Source organism: Pseudoalteromonas sp. PAR1 (genome assembly GCF_947311895.1).
GTDB classification, from domain to species: domain Bacteria; phylum Pseudomonadota; class Gammaproteobacteria; order Enterobacterales; family Alteromonadaceae; genus Pseudoalteromonas; species Pseudoalteromonas lipolytica_C.
The window spans coordinates 224,628-243,261 of sequence record NZ_CAMZMY010000001.1; the positions used below are offsets into that span (position 1 = coordinate 224,628).

An 18,634-nucleotide genomic window follows, 5' to 3' on the forward strand; every position below is an offset into this window, starting at 1 on the left:
CTTGAGGTGGCTTGGGTATAATAAAAAGGGAGCATCACGCTCCCTTTTTTAATCCATGTACTTACTTAAGTACTTTTTAAATACCGGATCGGTTTTCGCCAGCTCTTTTTGCTCCGCCAAAATATCTTTAAGGATGGCTTTAGAAGTGAGCGGATTTGCTAATACAACTCGAAATACCACAGTTGGTTGATGGTCATATTTTGCAGGTGTCAAACGAGTACGCGATACAAAAGAACGACCGGCTTCACGCTGACGCTTTTGCATACTTGCAGTAAAGCGATTTAATGACGCATAGATGTCGAGCTTGGTCTCTTCGTCGGCGTCTTTTATTTTGGCCTGAATTTCTTTAGGCACATAGCGGTACGTTAATAAACAAAGCTCAGGCTCAGAAATAAGCTCAAAGTCTTCATCTTCTTTAATCATCTGTGCAAACGTACGCGCCTTTACTATGCCGCGGTCAATCAACATTTCATAGCCTTTACGGCCAATAACACGTAAGCAAGCATGCACTAACATCGCCATACCTGGGCGACTTCCCTCAAGTGTATGACTACCTAAATCTTTCGAGCCTTTACGAAGAATATACTCGGCATGATGTTCAATCGCATCTGTAGCAGCAGGGTCTTTAAATAACACTAAGCCCGCCCCCATAGGCACATACATTTGCTTATGCGCATCGATAGTGATCGAATCAGCACGCTCTATACCGCTTAGAAGGTGGCGATAATTCGTTGATAGTAATGTGGCTCCACCCCATGCAGCATCGACATGAAAATGACAGCCTAGTTCAGCACTTAAATCAGCCATTTCATTGAGTGGGTCTATACTGCCGGTTTCTGTAGTGCCAGCAACCCCTACTAATGCCATCACTTTAATGCCTGACGCTTCGAGTTCATAAGCCTTCTTACGCATGGCATTAACGTCAACTTTATTATTCTTATCAGTTTCGATGGCAATAATGTTATCGCGACCAATACCTAATAAGTCGACCGTTTTCCCCAAAGAGTAATGACCCCGCTCAGAAACAAGCACAGCCAACCCTTTATAGCCGTAGTGCAACATACCGGCGATTAAACCTTGTGCTGCAATTCCCTTGTAATCACCATCGGCTTTTAATAGCCGATTGCGGGCAATCCATAATGCGGTGATATTGGCTACTGTGCCACCTGAACAAAACGCCCCAAGAGAGGTTTTAGCGCTATGCATCCACTTGCTGTAAAAAGCATCGTCTTCACTATAGGCTAGATGGTGCATCATGCCTAACACTTGTCTTTCAAGGGGTGTAAACGCTTTTGATGTTTCAATTTTAACTAGGTTCTGGTTCAAGCCCACCATCAATTTTGATAATGGCAAAACGAAGTGCGGCAATGCCGAGGTCATATGACCAATGAAGCTTGGTGCTGCAGTATGAACAGAATGCGCAACTAACTGCTCCATAATGTCTTGTGCATAGTCAGAGACGAAAGTTGGCTCTTCAGGGATAGTGGCCGACTGAAAATCTTTTTCAATCTCGTGCAAGGGCTTCTCAATCGCCGCTATGTTCTCATTTAAGAACCCAGCAAGATTGCTTGAAATTTCTGATTCGATTTTACTCAAGGTTGAGTCAGGTGCCTCTGGCACCGTAAATATACGAATCAAGCTTTCTTTAGAGGCGACGGCACAACGCTTTTGATCCATCCTAATACCCATTCTAAGCAGCTAAAAATGAATTAGATGTTGAAACATCACCGTTTTCACTTTTGCGGCACTGTTGCTACGAAATTGGCTAACTTTACTGGAATATCACGAAAATGTCTCGTCTAAAGCAAAAAAGCCACGTCTTCGATGACAAAAAAGTGATCTAAAAATGACATTTGCGGTAATTTTATACTATCGATTAAGTCTTTTTTCAGTATAATCAAGTAATAACAGCTAAGGGAGCACTTATGCCCAAAGGAATGCAAAAAACCAGCTGGCTACTTTATGGCTTTGCCGCTTTTTTTGTTAGCTTATTTGGTTACATTTACTATACCTATGAAACCACTCGCAATGAAATAATCACGCATGTTGATAACAAATTATTTAATGCTGCTGTGAGTGTAAAACATATCTTAGGTGATGATTACCATGATCGAGTTAATGCTGGTTTAGCTATCTCTCCTGCTGTATACAAAGAAAAAAGTCGCGCACTCTCTGAGTATGCAAAACAAATGCAACTTGCCTATGTCTATGCCATGGTTAAGCGTGATGATACCGTCTACTTCAGTGCTTCAAGCTATACTCAAAAAGATCAAAATACAGGCAAAGTTACCGAGTTTTTTGACATCTACTCTGAAGCAACAGAATTAAATAAAGAAGCCTTTAATTCAACAGAACCTGTTTATGAAATTTCACAAGATCAATGGGGCTACTTTAAAAGTATTTTCGTAACCTTTGTCGATAACAACGGCCAGACCTACATCACCGGTGCAGACATAACACTTAGCGATTTTAATCAGCAACTGCAATACAGTGTTACTCGCGCAGCAATTACAGCCTGTTTCTTTTTCTTTATAGCAGTATTAATTGCAGGCCTCTATTTTTTACAACTCAAACGCTCACTATCAACAGATGCTCGCACAGGCTTTGCCAATCATGTAGCGCTAGAGTATTACTTAAAAAAGACAACAAAATATCGCATGGAGCTCGCGGTTATCGTCATTAATGAATTAGACGATATCAGTAGCTTTTACGGTACCGAAGTCAGCGATAAAGTTATGGCAAGTTTACTTGGCTACTTCCAAGCACGTTTGCCAAATGACTGCTTTGCCTATCGCCTTGCCACGAATAAGATAGCTTTGTTGCAAACGCGCAGCTCTGACAAAGAATTAGAAGAAATAATTAACACCTTCAACAATGCTATCCCGGTGTTAAAAGAACCGTTCATTTACGTTAGCTTGTATGCAGGCATTGCATCTGGCAACAAGCTTATGCTTATCGAAAATGCCCACATAGCCTTACAGCAAGCAAAGTTTAATAATCAGCGAGTTGTTCGCTATGAAAATGTTTTTAAACAAGTCGAAGAGCGCTTTAGAAATAATGTAACGCTTGCCAAAGAGGTGAAAGAAGCATTTGATAACAATCGCATTGTGCCTTACTTTCAAGCTATTTATGATACCAACACTGAGCAGATTGAGCACTACCAATGTCTAGCGAGATTAGCCAGTGCCCAAGGCCGTATTCATAGTCCTGACTATTTTATGACGGTGCTCAAACGCTCACGTATGGATGGGCTGTTAAGACGTACCATGTTTACCCGTTGTGTTGAGCATTTTAGAAAAACCAACCTAAGCTGGAGCATTAACATCACCGCGCAAGATATTCTTGATCCAAGCTTAAGTGAGTTTTTCGAACAGCAACTAAGACGCTACCCACAGCCTCATAACATTATTTTTCAATTTCATGAAAGCGATGCTATTGCTTATTTTAGTGAGGTAAAAACCTTTATTAGCCTTTTAAAAAACAAGGGAGCGCAGGTGTTTATTAATGAGTTTGGCTCAGGCTTTTCAAACTTACCGCATATTCTAAAATTAGAGATCGATGGTTTAAAACTCGATAAAAACCTTGTGAGTCAAATTCACAGTAATAATGATAACTTTTTGTTTATTGAGAATTTAGTAAAGTACGCTAATCAGCTAAACCTGCAAGTTATCGCTGAGCAAGTCGATAACGAACAAATTGCTGACGCGCTGTCTCGTGCGGGGATTAATTTAATGCAGGGGAGCCACTTTTCATCGCCAGCTCCCTACATTCATTAAAGGTTGATCACTAAACGGTGGCTTTGCTGACCGCTAGCCCAGTATTTACGTTCAAATGGCGTGATTGCTGTATCGCTCTCATATAATTGAACATCACAAGGATGTCCTGCAAGCTCGAGCGAGCGGGCAAATTCCTTCACGTAAATATCCCAATTGCTTCTGAGCTCTAAACGACCGCCTAATTTAATGATAAACGGAAAAATAGCAGCGCCATGCCAGCGCCTTTGCAAGTGCTTTGCTTTCGGCCATGGATTTGGGTATAGCAAATAATGATGCGTCGGTTGCCAATTAGCAGCTACCGCTAAACGCCAAAAGTCGTTTAAGTCTGCTTGCACTAAAATATACTGGCCCGCATCGGTTTGCTTGTACTCTATCTCATGCTTCTCTAAGCGATGAGATGACTTATCGATACCAATCACCAACGCATCAGGGTGACGCTTAGCTAAGTTAGCCGTACTTTCACCTACACCACAACACGAATCAAGGATTATAGGCCCGTTAAACGCTTGAACCTTTTCATTTACCTCATCAAAAGCCGCTTGCGTATGTTGTGCAATCGGCTTCTTAAAATCCGCACTTAAGTGCTTTAAAACTATTTCGTCTAACTTTTCATGTAAGCCAGGCTGATTCGATACAATACTTCTCGAATTTGCATCCGTCATTAGTGTCTAAGCCCCACACCACGTTTAATAAGCGTTAACGCTAAAGTAAATAAACCCACAATAAATAAACCAAGTACACCAAATGCTACCGATAAATCGACATCAGACACACCTAAAAAGCCAAATCTAAATGCATTCACCATATAAATAATTGGGTTTACTTGCGATACACCTTGCCAAAATTCTGGCAACAAGCTGATTGAGTAAAACACTCCACCGAGATAAGTTAGTGGAGTAAGAATGAAGGTTGGAATAATACTAATATCATCAAAGCTATTTGCATAAATTGCGTTAATAAGGCCACCTAAAGCAAATACCGCTGAGGTTAAAATAACCGTCGCCATGATCACAAAAATATTATGAATTTGTATATCAACAAACAGCAATGATACACAGGTAACAATTAAGCCAACTAGCATACCGCGGGTCATACCACCGCCCATGTAGCCAAGTACGATAATGTAATTTGGCACTGGTGCAACTAATAGCTCTTCAATACTCTTTTGGAACTTGGTCGAATAAAAGCTTGAAGCTACATTCGAGTAAGAGTTAGTGATCACCGACATCATAATCAGACCCGGTACAATAAACTCCATGTAAGTAAAGCCACCCATATCACCGATACGCGAACCAATCAGGTTACCAAAAATAACAAAATAAAGGCTCATCGTGATTGCTGGCGGAACTAAGGTTTGCACCCAAATACGTAAAAAGCGAATACACTCTTTGATCCAAATACTTTTTAGCGCTACTCCATATTTAAACATTATTCGCCTCGCCCTTGTTCTAATAAGCCTACAAAAAGTTCTTCTAAACGATTTGCTTTATTTCGCATACTGAGCACGGTATTACCTTGTTCGGTCAACGCGCTGAATACTTGGTTTAAGCCCTGAGACTTCGCCACTTCAACTTCTAAAGTGTGGTCATCAGTTAGTGTGTATTGGTAACCTTCAATGCTAATTGGCTGCACTGGCTGCTTTAAATCAAGTACAAAGGTCTCTTTATCAAGTTTGGCAAGTAGCGCTTTGATAGTGGTGTTTTCAACAATCACGCCACTGTCGATAATCGCGATGTTTTTACATAACAGCTCAGCTTCTTCTAGGTAGTGAGTAGTCAAGATGATGGTCACACCTTGCTTATTAATCTCGCGAAGAAAGTCCCACATCGAGCGGCGTAGCTCAATATCAACACCGGCTGTTGGCTCATCTAAAATAAGTAATTTAGGTTCATGCATCAGTGCACGAGCAATCATTAAACGGCGCTTCATACCACCTGACAGCGTACGCGCTTGCTTATCTTTTTTCTCAAATAAACCTAGTTGCTTTAGATACTTTTCAGCACGCTCATGCGCCAGCTTTCTTGGTACACCATAATAGCCCGCTTGGTTAACCAAAATTTGGTTCAGTGTTTCAAATTGGCTAAAATTAAACTCTTGCGGCACTAAACCTAGTTCAGACTTAGCGGCTTCCAAATCTGTATCAATGTCATGCCCAAACACCTGGACACGGCCAGCGCTTTTGTTCACTAACGATGAGATAACACCAATGGTAGTTGATTTACCGGCACCGTTCGGACCAAGTAAAGCAAAGAAATCGCCCTGTTGAACTTGTAAGTCGATGCCCTTTACGGCTTCAACACCATTTTTATAAACCTTTTTTAGGCCTTCAATATTTAATGCGATCGTTTTTTCGCTCACTGTTTGCCCTCTCCATAACCCCAACGCTTGGTCAGAGTATGTTCAATGTTTAAATGATCTAAAATTCGCGCCACCATAAAATCAACCAAGTCTGAAATCTGCTCTGGCTGATGATAAAAACCCGGTGCCGCAGGCATAATCGTTACGCCTAGCCTTGCTAGTTTCAACATGTTTTCAAGGTGAATTTCGCTAAATGGCGTTTCACGCGGGACTAAAATTAATTGCCCACGTTCTTTAATCACCACGTCAGCAGCGCGTTCAAGTAAGTTATCTGACGCACCGACCGCAATTGCAGACACTGAACCTGCACTACACGGACAAACCACCATTTTTTTCGGCGCAGCAGAGCCCGACGCAACAGGACTAAACCAATTGTCTTTACCAAACACCTTTAGTTGTTCAGGCGCAGCATTAAAAAGCGTGCTTAACTGTTCTGTCGCTTTATCTTCGTTACCCGATAGCTTGATATTCGATTCTGTATCAAAAACCACTCGAGCAGCACTTGAGATCAACACATAAACTTGAAACTGCTGCTGAAGTAACACTTCTAATAACCGTAAACCGTATGGCGCACCAGAGGCACCGCTAAAAGCTAAGGTTATTTTATCTTTAAATTGCATATTTTGACGCTCCATATACCGGTTAGTTGTGTTCAAGAGCGGTAATTAAGCGCTGATGAATCCCCTCAAAGCCGCCATTACTCATTATTAAAACATGCTGCTTAGGCGCTTTACCTGCAACCACGTGTTTAATAATTTCTTCAGTGCTAGAGCTACAATGCATACCTGCCGCAGCGGCGTATTCTTTGAGTGACCAGCTTAAATTGTCTGGTTCAAATAAATACACCTCATCGGCAGCTTCAAGTGAGTCAATCAAGGTTTGCTGATGCACGCCCATTTTCATGGTATTTGAACGAGGCTCTAAAATGGCAATAATCTTCTCATCGCCCACTTTTGCACGAAGCCCTGCCAAAGTTGTTTTAATTGCCGTTGGGTGATGGGCAAAATCGTCATACACCTTAATCGAGTTAATATCGGCTTTAAGCTCCATACGGCGCTTAGGAGAAATAAACTCAGCCAAGCCCGCAATACTGACTGGTACGGCAATCCCGACATGGCGCGCTGCTGCAATAGCCATGATAGCATTTTTCACATTATGCTCGCCCATCGCTTGCCAACTAACAACGCCTTGAACTTCTCCCTCAAGTAGCACTTCAAATTCGCTACCATCAGCTTTCAGTAAACGGTAATCCCAATCACCTGCCAGCGTTTCACTTTCGCTCCAAAGACCACGCTCAATCACATCTTGTAAGGCTTCATCTTGGCTTGGCCAAATAACCTTACCGCTACAGGGTAATGTACGCATCAAGTGATGAAATTGTTTCTTTATTGCGTTTAAATCTTCAAAAATATCAGCGTGATCAAATTCAAGGTTATTAAGAATTAAGGTACGTGGTAAGTAATGAACAAATTTACTGCGTTTATCAAAAAATGCCGTGTCGTACTCATCGGCTTCGATAACAAAAAATGGCGTTTCACCAACCCGTGCTGACACGCCAAAATTTTGCACAATGCCACCAATTAAAAAGCCAGGCTTCATTCCTGCATACTCTAATAACCAGGCTAACATACTCGCTGTTGTTGTTTTGCCGTGTGTACCAGCGACAGCTAACACCCACGAATTTTGCAACAGATTATGCTTTAACCATTCTGGACCAGAAGTATAAGGCAAGCCTTTATCAAGTACGTATTCAACGCAAGGGTTGCCTCGGCTCATAGCGTTACCAATTACTACCATATCTGGCGCAGGCTCTAGTTGAGCAACGTCATAACCTTGGGTGAGCGTAATACCTAGCTCTTCTAATTGCGTGCTCATCGGTGGGTACACATTTTGATCAGAGCCTGTCACTGTATGACCTAACGATTTAGCGATTGCGGCAATACCACCCATAAAGGTGCCACAAATTCCAAGAATATGAATATGCATCTACTGTCCTGAGCAAAATGAATGAGAGATAAACTAAGGCGTTATAATGCCAAATATAAGCTTTACTTACCATGACTAGCGGTCAATAGAGTATTGCCAAATAGCCATCATAAAAAACACCTCAAATTTGAGGTGTTTTTCGAATTAAGTTGAATGGTTATTTACAGCATTAAGAATGCAAACAAACCAACACCAAGTAACAAGCGGTAGATAACAAATGGCATCATACCCATGCGCTCAATAACTTTTAAGAAAAAGAAAATACACGCATAAGCTGATACAAATGATAAGCCTGCGCCGAGTAAAATCGCATGCCAATCAATCGCCTCGCCCGCTGTTGCAAGCTGATACACATAATAGGAACCCGCTGCTGCAATGACCGGAATTGACATTAAAAATGAAAAACGCGCAGCACTTTGCTTGTTAAGGCCCAGCATTAAACCTACGGTGATGGTAATACCTGAACGCGATGTCCCAGGGAATACCATAGCCAGCACTTGTGAAAAGCCTAACAATAGCGCACTGAAAAAATTGATTTGGTAAATGTTCTTAACTTGCTTTGCTTTTACATCGGCATACCAAAGTAACAAACCAAACACGATGGTAGAGGTGGCAATAACCCACGCATTTCGCGAGTAACTTTCAACGAAATCTTTAAACAAATAACCAATTAATAATGCAGGAATGGTTGCGACAATAATCCACCAGCCTAAGCGGCTGTCATCGGTGGCACCTTGAGAGCCAAACGATTTAAACCACGCACCTAGAATGTCTACCACTTCTTTACGGAAATACAATACCACTGCACCTAAAGTACCGACATGAACGGCTACATCAAATGCTAAACCTTGGTCGTGCCAACCTAGAACTTGCGAAGGTAAAATTAAATGTGCTGAGCTCGAAATAGGTAAAAACTCAGTCAATCCTTGAATTAAGGCTAAAACAATTATCTCAATAATACTCATGGGTAAGAAAACTCCACCTTCCATAGTTTTTGTTGCTGATTATTATAATTATCCCATAGCTCTGCTAGCGTGCATTTTGCTACAGGGTGAAAAAAATCAGGGGCTATTTCAGCTAAAGGCTGAAGAACAAATGCATTTTTGGTAATTTCATCGCGAGGTAACTGTGCAGGCGAATCACAAATTACGTCATCATAAAATAAAAGATCTAGGTCAAGCGTTCGTGGACTAAACTTTTTGTCATCACGGGTACGGCCATTTTCAAGCTCAATTTCTTTCAATAACTTACACAGTTCAGGTAGTGGCATATCGGTTTGCGCCCCTAATACTGAGTTATAAAAGTTACTGCCTGCAAAACCGACCGCTTCACTCTCAAAAACTGATGAGTGAATAAAATCAGGAAAATGTACTTTTAGAGCATCAAGCGCCTGGCGAATATAATGCTCTTTATTAACGTTAGAGCCTAAACTAATAAAAATTTGCGCCATGTTAATATGCCTTGCGACGGGTGATTTCGACTCCCACCGTTTTGGCTTGTGGCACTGCTGCAGGTTTACTCACGCGAATGGTCACTTGCTCAGTTGCAAACTCAGTTAAGATAATGGCCGCTAATTGTTCAACTAAGGTTTCAAGCAGCTCTACTGGTTTTGCTGTTGTATGAGCGATAACCCGCTCGCTGACTTTTGCATAATCAAGTGCAAGGTTAATATCATCAGTTGCAGCTGCCGCAGAAATATCACATAGCATTTCAATATCAAAATACAGGCTTTGTTTACTTTCTTTTTCAAAATCATACACACCGATAATGGTGTCTACATGCAATTGTGATATATATACCTTGTCCATTGATACTCCAAGTGACATAAATATTAAAACACCTCTCATACTAAACGCTTATTGATTTGAATAATCCGCGCTATAAGTTGTCATACTGTTTTAATATATAAAAATTACCCCTACAATAACGGGTAGATGCGATGCATTATTGCTCACATGTTCTACTCAAAAATAGTGGCAGATGGTTTTGCCGCCAATGATAGCCCAAAAGTGCAGATTTAAAAATAAGGAAGCGCGTGTTAACAGCCCTAATGTTAGTTTTAGCCTATTTACTGGGATCGGTCTCATCCGCAATCCTTGTCTCTCGGCTGTTTAAACTACCGGACCCACGCAGTCACGGATCGAACAACCCAGGTGCAACGAATGTCTATCGCTTAGGTGGAAAAGTCCCTGCTGTACTTGTACTTGTCTTTGATATTTTAAAAGGAACCATTCCGGTTTGGGGTGCTTACTTCTTAAAAATAGAACCACTTATGCTCGGCTTGATTGGTGTAGCAGCCTGTTTAGGCCATATGTACCCGCTGTTTTTCAGTTTTAAAGGCGGTAAGGCTGTCGCGACCGCTTTTGGCACGTTATTACCGATTGGTTTATCGTTAGGTGGGATGTTAATTGCAACTTGGATCTTAATTGTTGCTATCACGCGCTACTCATCTCTTGCAGCGTTAGTCACGGTTTCGTTAGCACCTCTATATACTTGGTGGATAAAACCTTTATATACCTTGCCCGTTACCTTTTTAACGGTACTGATAATTTTCCGTCATAGAGCAAATATCACTCGCTTACTCGCCGGTGAAGAGCCAAAAGTAGGGGCTAAGAAAAAAGCCCCTGAACATGAAGAAGGTTGATGTTAAATAGCCTCTAACGAGTCTATTGGCCAGCGCGGCTTTGTTTTCATATCAAGGCTAGCAAACTGTCCTGCTTTTAAGCGCTGCATACCAGCATAAGCGATCATCGCACCGTTATCTGTACAAAACTCTGTGCGCGGGTAGTACACACGCCCTTTCATACCTTGCATTACTCGCTCAAGTTGCGCACGCAATTGCACGTTTGCACTCACGCCCCCAGCAATCACTAAGCGCTTGATACCGGTTTGCTTTAATGCACGTTTACACTTGATAATTAAGGTATCAATAACCGCTGTTTGGAATGCATGAGCAATATCCGCTTTGGTTTGTTCATCATCATCGGTATCACGAATAGCGAGTGACGCAGCTGTTTTTAAACCACTGAAACTAAAATCTAAGCCGGGTTTGTCAGTCATCGGACGCGGGAATACAAAGCGCTCAGGTGTACCTTGCTCAGCAAGTTTTGCCAAACGCGGGCCTCCTGGGTAATCAAGCCCAAGTAATTTCGCCGTTTTATCGAATGCCTCACCTGCGGCGTCATCAACTGACTCACCTAATACTTCATATTCACCAATTCCAGATACTTTAACCATCATGGTGTGGCCGCCAGATACTAATAACGCGATAAACGGAAATTCAGGTTTGTCTTCTTCAAGCATTGGCGCAAGAAGATGCCCTTCCATATGATGAACCGCTACCGCTGGTATATTCCAACCATAGGCTAAAGAACGACCAATAGAAGTACCCACAAGGAGTGCGCCAACCAATCCAGGGCCCGCAGTATAAGCAATGCCATCTAAATCTTCTGGGCCACAGCCCGCTTGTGCAAAGGCGGCATCAATTAAAGGTAAGGTTTTACGCACGTGGTCACGTGACGCAAGTTCAGGTACCACACCGCCGTAGTCAGCATGCACTTTTACTTGGCTATACAGTTGATGTGCTAATAAGCCTTGTTCATCATCGTAAATGGCAATACCTGTTTCATCACATGATGATTCAATACCTAAAATTCGCATCAATTACTCCGCCAAGAAAAAATAAACGCGTATTTTACAGTGAAAATACGCATTACTGAATATTAAATTGCAATACCAATGTTGGTTTGACCGTCTGATACCGCAAGCTGTTTAAGTTCTTTTACGTTTTCAGAGCTAATTCGGCCCATTTGCTCTACAAAATCAATTAACTCAGCCAGTACTTCAATTTCATATTGCATTAATGGGTGTTCACGAACTGCTTTATTGTCAGCTACTTCACCATCAACGGTAAGTTGATATTCAATGTAACGTGCCACCGATGCCTGTGAAATTTTACTAATGTTCAAAAACTCTTGGTCATCTTTTGCCATTAAACCGTGTAACATGCCTAGTAAAGCTGTTGCTGTATCAATAGCAGGGTAAGTGCCAAACATATCAAAATCAGTTAGTTCAGGCACATTAGGCTCTATTTTTTCGATTTGTTTTTCGAGGCTAATTTTACTTTTTGGCAGTAAAATCTTCTCCCAACAAACATTCAAAGCACTACGAAAAACCGCAGCATCACCAAACCCTGTGGCTTCACAGAATAAACTGTAATTAGGCAACATGCGTTCTAACAAAGCACCACCTAATACTGCTTTTTGTAAATAGTTTAATTCTCTAATGCGTTGAAAATTATTCGCTTTCGTCATTTTTAACAGTCCCGCAAGACCAACAAAGTTCAAATGTTGATCCGTTAAGCTCTTGACACTTTGGGCACACCCAATCAGGAGCCGATTGTTTTACTTGCCGATAGTTTAACAATATTTCTTGCGCCTGGCGCTCTTTTAATGCGTAAACAAGCATATCAACTCCCGTCTGTTCAAAGGGTATCTCTCCCAATGCCCCTTGTAAGAGCTCACCTTGTAACTGACACTCAATGCCTTTGCTGTTTAACAGCCCTTTAATAATATTTGCTTCAAGGCTGTTTTCAGCCTGAAATACTCGTACCCATTTGAACGGTTCTGAGCTAGCGGTTTGATTTAATTTCTTATTTTGCAAATTACTTCTCTTTTACTTTTCTAAATATAAAACCTAAACTACAAAAGCTTTGCCGCAATGCTTATTTCAAGGTAACTACATGACATTAACGACACCAGGACTACTATTTCCTGCGATTTCTTTACTTTTACTCGCTTACACCAATCGTTTTTTGGTGCTCGCCCAACTTATTCGTGAACTGAATGCGCGCGAAGGGGAAAGTATTCGCCCTCTTGTTGTCGCACAAATTACCAACTTAAGAAAGCGCATTAAGTTAATAAGAGTGATGCAAGTATACGGCGTTGCCTCATTTTTAATGTGCACCTTATCAATGTTCGCTTTATTTATAGAATTTAATACCACAGGCATCATCTTATTTGGGATTAGCCTAGCTTGCTTAGCGATGTCACTTTTAACCTCTTTGTATGAGATCCACATTTCATGCGATGCCATCGAAATCGAATTAAAAAATATCGAAAAAAAACCAGTAGCTGATAAGGCAGAGTAAATTTCTGCCTCTATACTTATTGTTACGAGATGCAACAATAAGTGGTGTGTTTGTGGAAGATTTTTTATTTTCTGATGAGCAGCTAGAAGAAAATAACGTTCCTATTGATGAATCAGAATGTTGGCATATTCTTGTTGTTGACGATGAAGAAGATATTCACCAAGTTACGAAATTAGTGCTAGCTGGCTTCACTTTCGAAAATAAAGGTCTGCGCTTTTATGACGCCTATTCAGCAGCCGAAGCAAAAGAGTTATTAAAGCAAAATATTCCTTTTTCAGTCGCGCTTGTCGATGTTGTCATGGAAACAAACCATGCAGGTCTTGAGCTTATCCAATACATTCGCGATGAAATAGAAAACCATGATATTCGCTTAATTCTGCGTACAGGTCAGCCTGGAGAGGCACCTGAAGAGTCGATTATCCGTGATTATGATATAAACGATTACAAGAATAAAACCGAACTAACGGCTATAAAAATTAAGACGCTTCTTTATTCTGCACTCAGAGGGCATCGCGATATACAAATTATTGATCGCCATAAAAGTGGCCTAGAGCAAATTATTAATGCGTCTGCGAATTTCTTAAAATGCGATAGTGTTAACGAATTTGCATCCACTATTTTGAGTCACGTCACGAATGTAATGGGGATTAATGACGCACAAATCTATTGCGCTGCAGCAGTTAATTTTCAGTCCTCGCCGGCGAAAGATTTTCAACTATTAGCCGCGTCGGGAGTTGGACCAACGCCGAATCAAAATACTATTCCAGATGAGGTGAAAAGTTTATTTATTGACGCCCATGAGCGTAAATCATCATTAAAAACGAGCACCGACTATATTGGTTACTTTCCGACAAAAGCAGGCCTTGAGACCATGTTATATGTTCATAAAGGAAGTAAACTGCAAACAACCGATCATCAACTATTAGAGTTTTACGCGAACAATATTGCCCTAGCCTACGACAACCTTAAGCTTAGAGAAATGGTTAAAGAATCACAAAAAGAGTTGTCTTACATTTTAGGTGAAGCCGTTGAAAAACGCTCTAAAGAAACAGGCTCGCATGTTAAGCGCGTTGCTTTATATAGTGAATTACTTGCTAAACTATCACAACTCAGTCCATTTCAATGTGAAATTATCAAGCTCGCTTCACCACTACATGACATTGGTAAAATTAGTATTCCTGATAGCATCTTAAATAAGCCAGGTAAATTAACTGATGAAGAATGGAAAATAATGCAAACTCATGCAGAAGTGGGTTACGAAATTTTAAAAAATTCAAGTAACGAAATTCTGACTTGCGGCGCTTTGATTTCATATCAGCATCACGAAAAATGGGATGGTTCAGGTTATCCGCAAGGTTTAATTGGCAATGAAATCAACATTGTTGGTCGCATAACCGCCCTTGCCGATGTGTTTGATGCGCTATGTAGCGACCGTTGCTACAAGCTTGCTTGGCCCTTAGATGAAGCACTGTCATTGATAAAAGAGCAACGTTCGAAACATTTTGATCCAAATCTTGTTGACTTGTTACTTGAAAATTTACCACTTTTCCTTGAGATTAAAGATCGTTACCCTGACTAGATGTAACTTTTCTGTAAAACGAACTTCCCAAAACAGGTACTATAATTTACTATGCCTCTGTAGATTATAATTATATTGCCTGGATGTAGGGCTTACTTATAACAAGGGACTATATAAAGTGAGATTTGAACAACTTGAACAGTTTGTAGCATTAGGCGTATTAAGGCATTTTCGCCAAGCTGCTGAAAAAACACAAATAAGCACTTCAGCGTTAACCCGGAGTATTCAAACTCTTGAAGACGAAATTGGTTATGAGCTGGTAACTCGCTCAACCCGCTCCGTTAAGTTAACCAAAGAAGGTGAAATTTTCTTAGAATATGCGCAACAAACCCTCGACAATCTAGAAGAAACAAAACAACATCTTTTCGAATCACTAAATGGCTGCGCAAGCGAAAAGCTTGTTATTGGTTACACTAATAAAGCCAGTGCTGTCGTTCCTGTATCTTGCGGGCAATTTTTAGCGCAGTATCCACATGTAAAAATCGAGATGCAACTACAAGAGCAAAGCGAGCTAATGCGTAAGCTACAGCTTGGTGAAATTGATATTAGTGTTTGTTCGCAAGCAATGAATAGTATAGGAAGCGATATCCATTTACCTGACCAACTGATTTTATTTGTTGCTAAAGATCATCCATTAGCGAATAAGAGTGATATCAGCAAACGCGATTTTGCCGACTACCCTATGTACAGCTGCTTTTCACAATCGAAACAAGTACAACAGATGCTAAACGACGCCATTGATTCATTCGATAAGTCAGCCAGTGTTAAAGTAGGTAGTATTGAACAAGTTATGGAAGGACTAAAACGATCGAACCATATTGCAATAGCTAGCATTGAACACGCAAACAATGTTGCTTCTGATCCTGCCTTACAGCTTTTAAAAACCAACAAAGGTGTTGCTCAAGAGCAGCTTGTTATACAAACAAACCAAAAAATCAACGACAACTCTCATGTAAGTCACTTGCTTGATCTTATTGAAAAAATGGCCTTAGCAAGCCAGCACTAGTCGTCTCTTATATCTGCTAGCCTGAATTAAACAGGCTAGCTCTCCCGTCTTTTACTGATCACTTATTTATTGCATAAAAAGCGTGCATCGCATTATTTTTCAGATACACTTACGCACCTTTTTTTTATTGTGTATATAAATGAACGCTCAGCTGATTTCTGACACTTATTTAGATGCAATTGAACAAGCTGGTTATGCTATTGTTGAAAACGCGATTGATGAAACATTAATCAATGATTTAATCGCCGACTGCTATCGTATAAATCCGCATTTTCACACAGCGGGTATTGGTCGTTTAAACGACCAACAAATTGATAAAAATGTCCGTAAAGATAAGACCTTTTGGTTTGATAGTTCAAGCCAAGCACAAATTACTTATCTGGCGACCATGGAAGCAATAAAAACGCAGTTAAATCGTAGTTTTTATTTAGGGTTATTTGACTACGAATGCCATTATGCAAAGTATCAACAAGGTGACTTTTATAAAAAGCACTATGATGCCTTCAAAGGCCGTTCGAACCGTATTTTCACAACAGTTTGTTACTTAAATACGCCAGAATCTGGCGGTGAGTTGGTGATTTACAAGCCGAAAAGTAAAGATATCGAGATTGTCGTAAAACCTCAAGCTGGCATGCTGGTAATGTTTGAAAGCGAACGCTTTATGCATGAGGTATTACCCGCAAATGATGTTCGCTACTCTATTGCGGGTTGGTTCAGAAAAAATGCCTCGATCAGCGGCATTATCGACCCACCTAGATAATTAAAATGGCAGTGGCAAGGATGCTGCTAAACCGATAAAAATCACTAACCCCACATAGTGATTATTCAAAAATGCTTTGAAGCAAGGATCTCGCTCTCGTTTATGAATAAGCATTTGTTGATAAAGTAAAAACCCAACCGCTGCCACTAAACCCAACCAATAAGGCAAACCAAGATGGTTACTCATGCCGATGAAAACAAGAATCGCGATAAATAAGGCATTGAGTAAAAAGATGATGTGTCTGTCATAGCTGGCAAACAAGATTGCCGTTGACTTAACCCCTATTTTTAAATCGTCATCTCTATCAACCATGGCATACATGGTGTCATAAGCCACAGTCCAAACAAGATTAGCGGTAAATAGTAGCCAGGCTTCTAATGGTACTGAACCAATTGATGCCATATAGGCCATCGGAATTGCCCAACTAAATGCAGCACCAAGCACTACTTGCGGTAATTGGGTATAACGCTTCATAAATGGGTAACAAAACGCCAGTGCTAAAGCACCAAATGAAAGCAAAATAGTTGACCAGCTAAGTAACATAACCAATCCGAATGCCACTGCAATAAGTAACACAAACAAACTCATTGCCTCTGCACTAGAAACCAGTCCTGCAGCCAGAGGGCGCTGAGCAGTTCGCTTTACTGAACCATCGATTTTACGATCGGCAAAGTCATTGATCACACAACCTGCACTTCGCATCACAAAGACACCTAAGCTAAACACTACAAAATTTAACAAACTAGGCGTGCCTTGATTAGCAAGCCATAAAGCCCAATATGTTGGCCACAATAGCAACAAAGTACCGATTGGCTTATCCGTTCGCATCAGTTGTTTGTAATAAGGAATGTTTGCGCGATGTAATGCAGCTAATTTCATAAGTAGATATATGCCTCAGGTAAGAACACTTCAGCCACAAGAAAGTGAGCATTTGATAATGCGAACACGCTGCGTCGGCCCCACAATGAATTTGACGGTAAGCCAAGGTGAGCTGTTAACGCTTGAATAGTATGCTGCTGAGAAAATTCAGCCACCTCGATTTCTGTTCGCTGCAAGCTGGGGTCTTGAAAAATAACATCGCCAAGCGGCCTCGTCCCCATATTTAACAACTGCTGTTTCTTTAAAGTATCGTCTGCTGGTAGCCAACTCTGCGCATAAACCATAGGTTTACCATCGCACAATAATAGCACCTCGCGGTTTAATGCCTGACTTAAAGAGGTATTTAGTAGCGCTTGTTGCTCGGCAGTTAAATCAAAAGGCGCTTCGTTTAGTACCTCAACTGAAAAAGCCTGACAGTGACTTTTGAGCTTAGCTGTTAATGAACCGGCTTCAAGCAGCCAACCTTGCTGTTGTTGCGTCAAATCTGGAAATGCTGAAGCAGGCTGCCAATTTGCAGCTAATGAAACTGGGAATGTGATCACAACGACTCATTATTTTTAAAAACCGTGCAAATGATATCACTGCTGCACGTTTGGCAAAAGTCATGATTTAATCTCAAGCACGGTTAAAAATCACAGAACAGCCTGTATCTCAAGCGAATTTGGGTATAGACTAAAACCATTGAAAGGGTGGAATATTTTTAATTATGAAAACATCAGTGTTATCAATTTACTTAGTCAGTATGCTACTAATTGGCGCAATGACCAGTCTGTCTGCACAGGCTGAGTCAAAAGTTGGCTACTTTGGTTTTGAGCCTGATATCATCACCAACTACATAGGCCAAGGTAATAAGAAGCTAGGCTACGTGCGCATTACCGTTGACCTTATGCTAAATGATACAGCCGATATCAGCGTTGTTGAACATCACACCCCTCTACTGCGTGATGCGATTGTTGAAATACTCTCAAAAGAGCCTGAAGAAAACATTAAATCGCTTACTGGTCGAGAAGAAATCAGAAAACGCTGTACTGCAAAATTAAAGTCACTACTTAAACAAGAAACTGGCCAAGAAATTGTCAGAGAAGTGTTATTTACTAAGTATTTGTACCATTAATAGTTTGTTTAATAAAAAAGGCGGTTT

General features: G+C 40.8%; 21 protein-coding genes. 7 read left to right on the top strand and 14 right to left on the bottom strand.

Annotated elements, in window-relative coordinates; genetic code table 11:
• Positions 1-48: 48 nt before the first annotated feature.
• Positions 49-1,677, bottom strand: coding sequence for a pyridoxal-dependent aspartate 1-decarboxylase PanP (panP, locus tag QL229_RS01025; RefSeq protein ID WP_135926061.1), 1,629 nt, complete (start codon positions 1,675-1,677; stop codon positions 49-51).
• Positions 1,678-1,925: 248 nt separating this feature from the next.
• Here panP and QL229_RS01030 point away from each other — a divergent pair, with 248 nt between their 5' ends.
• Complete coding sequence (locus QL229_RS01030; protein ID WP_235383310.1) at positions 1,926-3,776, top strand: GGDEF domain-containing protein; 1,851 nt, start codon at positions 1,926-1,928, stop codon at positions 3,774-3,776.
• On the opposite strand, the gene QL229_RS01035 is transcribed toward QL229_RS01030, so the two are convergent.
• The 8 genes from QL229_RS01035 to folB all read right to left on the bottom strand — a co-directional run bounded on the left by QL229_RS01035 (position 3,773) and on the right by folB (position 9,928).
• Positions 3,773-4,438 (bottom strand): methyltransferase domain-containing protein, encoded by a 666-nt coding sequence (locus tag QL229_RS01035; protein ID WP_281546418.1) that lies wholly within the window; start codon positions 4,436-4,438, stop codon positions 3,773-3,775. The two genes, QL229_RS01030 and QL229_RS01035, sit on opposite strands and share 4 nt — an antisense overlap.
• Positions 4,438-5,205 carry an ABC transporter permease gene (locus QL229_RS01040; RefSeq protein ID WP_135926064.1) on the bottom strand — a complete coding sequence of 256 codons (768 nt, stop codon included), beginning with the start codon at positions 5,203-5,205 and terminating at the stop codon, positions 4,438-4,440. The genes QL229_RS01035 and QL229_RS01040 overlap by 1 nt, the downstream gene beginning before the upstream one ends.
• Complete coding sequence (locus tag QL229_RS01045) at positions 5,205-6,134, bottom strand: ABC transporter ATP-binding protein (RefSeq protein ID WP_055021568.1); 930 nt, start codon at positions 6,132-6,134, stop codon at positions 5,205-5,207. Before QL229_RS01045 ends, QL229_RS01040 begins: the two co-directional genes overlap by 1 nt.
• Positions 6,131-6,754 carry a flavin prenyltransferase UbiX gene (locus tag QL229_RS01050; RefSeq protein WP_135926065.1) on the bottom strand — a complete coding sequence of 208 codons (624 nt, stop codon included), beginning with the start codon at positions 6,752-6,754 and terminating at the stop codon, positions 6,131-6,133. The genes QL229_RS01045 and QL229_RS01050 overlap by 4 nt, the downstream gene beginning before the upstream one ends.
• Before the next feature lie 22 nt (positions 6,755-6,776).
• Positions 6,777-8,120: a UDP-N-acetylmuramate:L-alanyl-gamma-D-glutamyl-meso-diaminopimelate ligase gene (mpl, locus tag QL229_RS01055; RefSeq protein WP_138557238.1), complete on the bottom strand. Its 1,344-nt coding sequence runs from the start codon at positions 8,118-8,120 to the stop codon at positions 6,777-6,779.
• A 161-nt stretch (positions 8,121-8,281) separates the two neighbouring features.
• Positions 8,282-9,085, bottom strand: a complete 804-nt coding sequence (locus QL229_RS01060; protein ID WP_063703109.1) for an undecaprenyl-diphosphate phosphatase — start codon at positions 9,083-9,085, stop codon at positions 8,282-8,284.
• Positions 9,082-9,570, bottom strand: a complete 489-nt coding sequence (gene folK / locus QL229_RS01065; protein WP_281546419.1) for a 2-amino-4-hydroxy-6-hydroxymethyldihydropteridine diphosphokinase — start codon at positions 9,568-9,570, stop codon at positions 9,082-9,084. The genes QL229_RS01060 and folK overlap by 4 nt, the downstream gene beginning before the upstream one ends.
• A 1-nt stretch (position 9,571) precedes the next feature.
• Complete coding sequence (gene folB, locus QL229_RS01070) at positions 9,572-9,928, bottom strand: dihydroneopterin aldolase (protein WP_135926068.1); 357 nt, start codon at positions 9,926-9,928, stop codon at positions 9,572-9,574.
• A 227-nt stretch (positions 9,929-10,155) separates the two neighbouring features.
• Between folB and plsY the strand changes: the two genes are divergently transcribed.
• Entirely contained in the window at positions 10,156-10,764 is a 609-nt protein-coding gene (plsY, locus tag QL229_RS01075; RefSeq protein WP_135926069.1) for a glycerol-3-phosphate 1-O-acyltransferase PlsY, read from the top strand.
• Between the two features lie 2 nt (positions 10,765-10,766).
• Here plsY and tsaD read toward each other — a convergent pair whose 3' ends face one another.
• From tsaD to QL229_RS01090, 3 genes are all read right to left on the bottom strand, one after another.
• Positions 10,767-11,780: a tRNA (adenosine(37)-N6)-threonylcarbamoyltransferase complex transferase subunit TsaD gene (tsaD, locus tag QL229_RS01080; RefSeq protein ID WP_281546420.1), complete on the bottom strand. Its 1,014-nt coding sequence runs from the start codon at positions 11,778-11,780 to the stop codon at positions 10,767-10,769.
• A 62-nt stretch (positions 11,781-11,842) separates the two neighbouring features.
• Positions 11,843-12,433: a YjaG family protein gene (locus QL229_RS01085; RefSeq protein ID WP_135926071.1), complete on the bottom strand. Its 591-nt coding sequence runs from the start codon at positions 12,431-12,433 to the stop codon at positions 11,843-11,845.
• Positions 12,417-12,782: a DUF2007 domain-containing protein gene (locus QL229_RS01090; protein ID WP_138557236.1), complete on the bottom strand. Its 366-nt coding sequence runs from the start codon at positions 12,780-12,782 to the stop codon at positions 12,417-12,419. Before QL229_RS01090 ends, QL229_RS01085 begins: the two co-directional genes overlap by 17 nt.
• A 79-nt stretch (positions 12,783-12,861) precedes the next feature.
• On the opposite strand from QL229_RS01090, the gene QL229_RS01095 reads away from it, so the two are divergent.
• The 4 genes from QL229_RS01095 (at position 12,862) to QL229_RS01110 (ending at position 16,614) form a co-directional block, all read left to right on the top strand.
• A complete protein-coding gene (locus tag QL229_RS01095) occupies positions 12,862-13,269 on the top strand; it encodes a DUF2721 domain-containing protein (RefSeq protein ID WP_135926073.1) in 408 nt (135 codons plus the stop codon).
• 52 nt (positions 13,270-13,321) lie between these two features.
• Positions 13,322-14,848, top strand: a complete 1,527-nt coding sequence (locus QL229_RS01100) for a DUF3369 domain-containing protein (RefSeq protein WP_135926074.1) — start codon at positions 13,322-13,324, stop codon at positions 14,846-14,848.
• 118 nt (positions 14,849-14,966) lie between these two features.
• Positions 14,967-15,854, top strand: coding sequence for a LysR family transcriptional regulator (locus QL229_RS01105; RefSeq protein WP_135926075.1), 888 nt, complete (start codon positions 14,967-14,969; stop codon positions 15,852-15,854).
• Between the two features lie 139 nt (positions 15,855-15,993).
• Positions 15,994-16,614, top strand: coding sequence for a 2OG-Fe(II) oxygenase (locus QL229_RS01110; protein ID WP_135926076.1), 621 nt, complete (start codon positions 15,994-15,996; stop codon positions 16,612-16,614).
• Here QL229_RS01110 and ubiA read toward each other — a convergent pair whose 3' ends face one another.
• Together ubiA and QL229_RS01120 are read right to left on the bottom strand one after the other, a co-directional pair.
• Entirely contained in the window at positions 16,615-17,493 is an 879-nt protein-coding gene (gene ubiA / locus QL229_RS01115; protein ID WP_135926077.1) for a 4-hydroxybenzoate octaprenyltransferase, read from the bottom strand.
• Positions 17,490-18,035: a chorismate lyase gene (locus QL229_RS01120; protein WP_235383306.1), complete on the bottom strand. Its 546-nt coding sequence runs from the start codon at positions 18,033-18,035 to the stop codon at positions 17,490-17,492. Before QL229_RS01120 ends, ubiA begins: the two co-directional genes overlap by 4 nt.
• Before the next feature lie 200 nt (positions 18,036-18,235).
• Between QL229_RS01120 and QL229_RS01125 the strand changes: the two genes are divergently transcribed.
• Positions 18,236-18,607, top strand: a complete 372-nt coding sequence (locus QL229_RS01125) for a flagellar basal body-associated protein FliL (protein WP_235383316.1) — start codon at positions 18,236-18,238, stop codon at positions 18,605-18,607.
• Positions 18,608-18,634: the final 27 nt, after the last annotated feature.